This window comes from Idiomarina sp. UBA3162, assembly GCF_002364475.1.
GTDB lineage: Bacteria > Pseudomonadota > Gammaproteobacteria > Enterobacterales > Alteromonadaceae > Idiomarina.
Window position 1 is genome coordinate 1 of the sequence record NZ_DEYI01000073.1, and the last position, 4,194, is coordinate 4,194.

Here is a 4,194-nt window from a genome sequence, read left to right on the forward strand (position 1 = left end):
GTCCAAACTCAGTTCGTCCGCCGCTTGTTCACGGGCGCTTAGTATCGCTTCAATCGCTTGAAAGCGCTGCACAAATTTATTGTTCGCTCTCTGAAGCGCACGTTCTGGGTTCACTTGCTTGTGACGAGCAAGGTTAATCACCGCAAATAATAAATCACCGATTTCTTCTTCCAGGTGGTCATCGTTTTCGGCAGTGCGAACCTCATCGATCTCTTCATAAACCTTTGCATAAATGGGTTCTTCTTCCGTCCAGTCAAAGCCTACAGAAGCCGCTCGCTTTTGAAGCTTAGCGGCTTTTAGCACACTCGGTAACTGACTTGGAATATCTTTAAAGACAGTTTCTGCTTGCTGGCTTTTACGCTCTTGTTGTTTTATCGCTTCCCACTGTTGCTTTATCTCGGCATCGGATAAAGCACCGTCGGTTTGCTCGAACACATGCGGATGACGGCGTATTAGTTTATCGGCGGTATGCTGAGCAATAGCCTCAAAATCAAAGCTTCCCTCTTCCTCTCCAAGTTGCGCATAAAATACGACTTGAAACAGTAAGTCACCGAGTTCATCTTTCATCGCTGCGCGATCGCCCCCATTGATCGCGTCGACCACCTCATAGGTTTCTTCGATGGTATAGGGTAGCAACGACTCAAAAGTCTGTTTGAGGTCCCACGGACAGCCGTGTTGTTTGTCGCGTAGCTGCTGCATAACCTGTTTGAGCGCCTCGATACCCACTGCTTGCATGATTGTTAACTCCTTTGAACTTGTTCAATGCCGGGTAATTGGCGTAAATGCTGAATGATCTTTTGCAACGCCTGATTATTTTTAACCGCTAACTTCAGCCAAATGGTCGCCGACTGCGACTGCGCATCTGACTCACTGTCCATTTGTAATACCGCTGCTTTTTCGTTGGCCAGAACACTGGTGATATCGTGCAATAAGCCATTTCTATCCAACGCTGAAATACGAACCGACGCGCGATACTCTTTCTGCGTGCGAGCAGACCAAGACACTTCAATGCCCCGTTCAGGATGTTGCGAGAGCAGATGCTGTAATTGATCGCAGTCTTGCCGATGAACCGAAACGCCACGCCCTTGGGTTATAAATCCACGAATCGGTTCGCCGGGGATCGGTTGGCAACAGCGCGCAAACTGCATCATTAAGTTACCAATCCCTTCGATGGTCACTTCGGAGGTTCCACCGACAGGCTTACTCGACTGTGCGGTGCGCTTTTTAATGCGGGCGAGCTGCTGTTCTTCCGTCGGTGCCGGCTTAATAAAGTTGACCACTTGGTGGAGCCGGATATCGCCCGCACCAATAGCTGCCAATAGGTCATCTAAGTGGCTTACGTTAAAGCGTTCAAGCGCTTTACTGGCAGCACTTAAATTCAAGCCGTATTTGCTGAGTTCCTGCTCTAATAGCTCTTTGCCGGCTTGTAAATTCTTGTCGCGATCCTGCTTTTTAAAGTAGGTATGTACTTTACTGCGTGCGCGCGAAGAATGCAGATAGCCCATCTGCGGATTTAACCAATCACGGCGCGGTTGTGCGCTTTTCTGAGTCAGTATTTCGACTTTATCGCCATTTTGCAGTTGATACGTGAAAGGCACGATGCGGCCATCGATCTTCGCACCGACACAGCGGTGGCCCACCTGACTATGGATATAATAAGCAAAGTCCAACGGCGTAGACCCCGCAGGTAGATCAATGACCTCACCTTTCGGCGTGAACACATAGACCCGATCTTCAAACACCTGGGAACGTATCTCTTCAACTAATGAGTCACTCCCGGCCATGTCTTCATGCCAAGCTAAGAGCTTACGCAGCCATGCTATTTTTTCTTCAAAGCCATGCCGTTTGCCTGCTTGCGCACCTTCCTTGTACATCCAATGTGCAGCAACACCGAGTTCGGCATCATCATGCATTTCATGGCTACGAATTTGAATTTCGACATTTTTATTGTCGGGACCAACGACGACCGTATGGATCGATTGGTAGCCGTTCGGTTTTGGCGTAGCCACATAATCATCAAACTCCGAAGATAAATGGCGCCAACGTGAGTGCACAACCCCTAACGCGGCGTAACAGTCTTTCAACGAATGCGTCAAAATTCTCACAGCACGAATATCAAATAGCTGCTCGAAACTGAGGTGCTTCTTCTGCATTTTCCGCCAAATCGAAAAGATATGTTTGGGACGGCCGTACACATCAGCGATTATGCCCTGCTCTTGCAACGAATGTTGCAAGTCCTCGACAAAATCATGGATATAACTTTCGCGATCTAAACGCCGCTCATCGAGCTGCTGTGCGATGCTTTTGTAGGTTTTGGGATGCAGGTAGCGAAAGGCGATATCTTCCAATTCCCATTTGAGCTGTCCAATACCCAAACGATTGGCCAAGGGCGCGTATATTTCTGCGCACTCCTTAGCCGCTAGTACGCGTGTCTCCTCATCCGCATTTTTTACCTCGCGCAGAAAGCAGATGCGCTCGGCAAGCTTAATAAGCACCGCGCGAACATCTTCAACCATAGACAACAGCATGCGCCGCACGTTATCGATTTGCGCGCCATCAGGTTGGCCATGTTGAAAGGACTGCAACTCGGAAATATTCTGCATTTGCTGGACATTGCGTAGTAACACCTTCAAGGAGCGCTCAATAGGCAATTCCTCAACATCAAGCGTCACCTTATCAACCAGCGGCGCGTACAATGCTGCGAGCAAGGATTCAGTATCAAGATTGAGTGGCGCTAAGATTTCCACCATCTCCTTACCTTTGAGTAAGGCATCAGCGTGATCCGAATAGCGCTTGGCGAGCATGTTCGCGGTTTCTTCCAGTGTGTTGACATCTTTGACACTGACTAACCAGTGTTGTGCCGCGTCCTGATACTGCGGATCATCAACATGTGTACTGCGAACATGGACCATGACTTTATACTACCTTTTTGAAGCTCACCATTGTTTCAATGTGATGTGTTTGTACAAACATGTCAACTAAACTGATATGCGCAATCTCATAGCCGTTATCCAATAACCAACGGCTGTCTCGAGCCAGCGTATCCGGCGAGCACGAAACATACACAATTTGCTCAGGTTGTTTATCTGACTGCAGTTTTGCAATGCACTGACAAACCGCTTCTGCACCAGCCCGTGCGGGATCGAGAAGAATACGTTGGTAGCCTTTCTCCAATAAGCGACTCACTTCATTGGTACCCAGATCAAAAGTGTGTGCGTAAACATTACTGAGGTTTGCTGTCGTCGCATTAGCAGCTAATTGTTTGGTCATTGCTGATACGCCTTCCACAGCAGTCACCGACTTTGCGCGACGTGCCAACGGCAAAGTAAAGTTGCCAATGCCCGCGAACAGATCAAGGATTTCATCGTCGGCTTGTGGCGCTAACCAATTAACAGCTTGCTTTACCATTTGCTGATTAACTCGAGCGTTTACCTGTATAAAGTCTCCAGGCATGAATACTAGCCGATCACCATCAATGGTCTCATCGAAACAGATCGCATTTTGGCTCAACGCTTTAAGCTGTTGTCCATTATCCAACCAAACGGCACATTCACTTGTTGTGGAAAACGCTTCGAGTTGTTGCGTCTGTTCCGAACTCAAGGGCTGAGTAATGCGCAAACATAGCTGTGCAGCGGGTGCTTTAATGAGCTCGACATGGCCGATCTTAGGACCCAGTTGTGCACTATCTAGCATCTTCCGAAAGTCGGTTATTAGGCGATTAAGTTCACTGTCTAAAACCGCGCATTGAGGAATATCAACAATGTGTTTACTCGCGTGTGCCCGAAATCCCAGACGCCAGGGTTGTTTGGTAGCACGTTGATAAATCGCTAAACGTGCTTTCCGACGATATTGCCAATCATCAGCGATTAACGTGTCATGCCACGGTAGCTCTTTCTTCATTCCTGCCATTTTTGCGAACAGTTCAGTCACTACTTGCTGTTTATGGCGGCGCTGGTGCGTTTCATTAATGTGCTGTAAGTCACACCCTCCGCAGTCGTCATAGTAGGGGCATGGCGCCTGACGTCGTTCTGCGGCAGTGCTTTGGCGTGCAAGCAATTCGATATTTTGTTGTCCGGTCACCTTAAATTGAGCGGTCTCGCCCGGTAGCAATTGTGGAACAAAATAAACTCGACTTTTGCCCTGCTTTGATATCCTGACCACACCGCGTCCCTGATGGTCGAGCGCATCTGCAGT

At 48.5% G+C, this 4,194-nt stretch carries 3 protein-coding genes; all 3 read right to left on the bottom strand.

The features are described from left to right. The coding region (gene mazG, locus B2X00_RS09485) for a nucleoside triphosphate pyrophosphohydrolase (protein ID WP_290487312.1) at positions 1–735 on the bottom strand (735 nt) is incomplete at its 3' end. Between the two features lie 5 nt (positions 736–740). After that, positions 741–2,912, bottom strand: coding sequence for a GTP diphosphokinase (gene relA / locus B2X00_RS09490; RefSeq protein WP_290487313.1), 2,172 nt, complete (start codon positions 2,910–2,912; stop codon positions 741–743). Positions 2,913–2,916: 4 nt separating this feature from the next. Further along, the coding region (rlmD, locus tag B2X00_RS09495) for a 23S rRNA (uracil(1939)-C(5))-methyltransferase RlmD (protein WP_290487314.1) at positions 2,917–4,194 on the bottom strand (1,278 nt) is incomplete at its 5' end.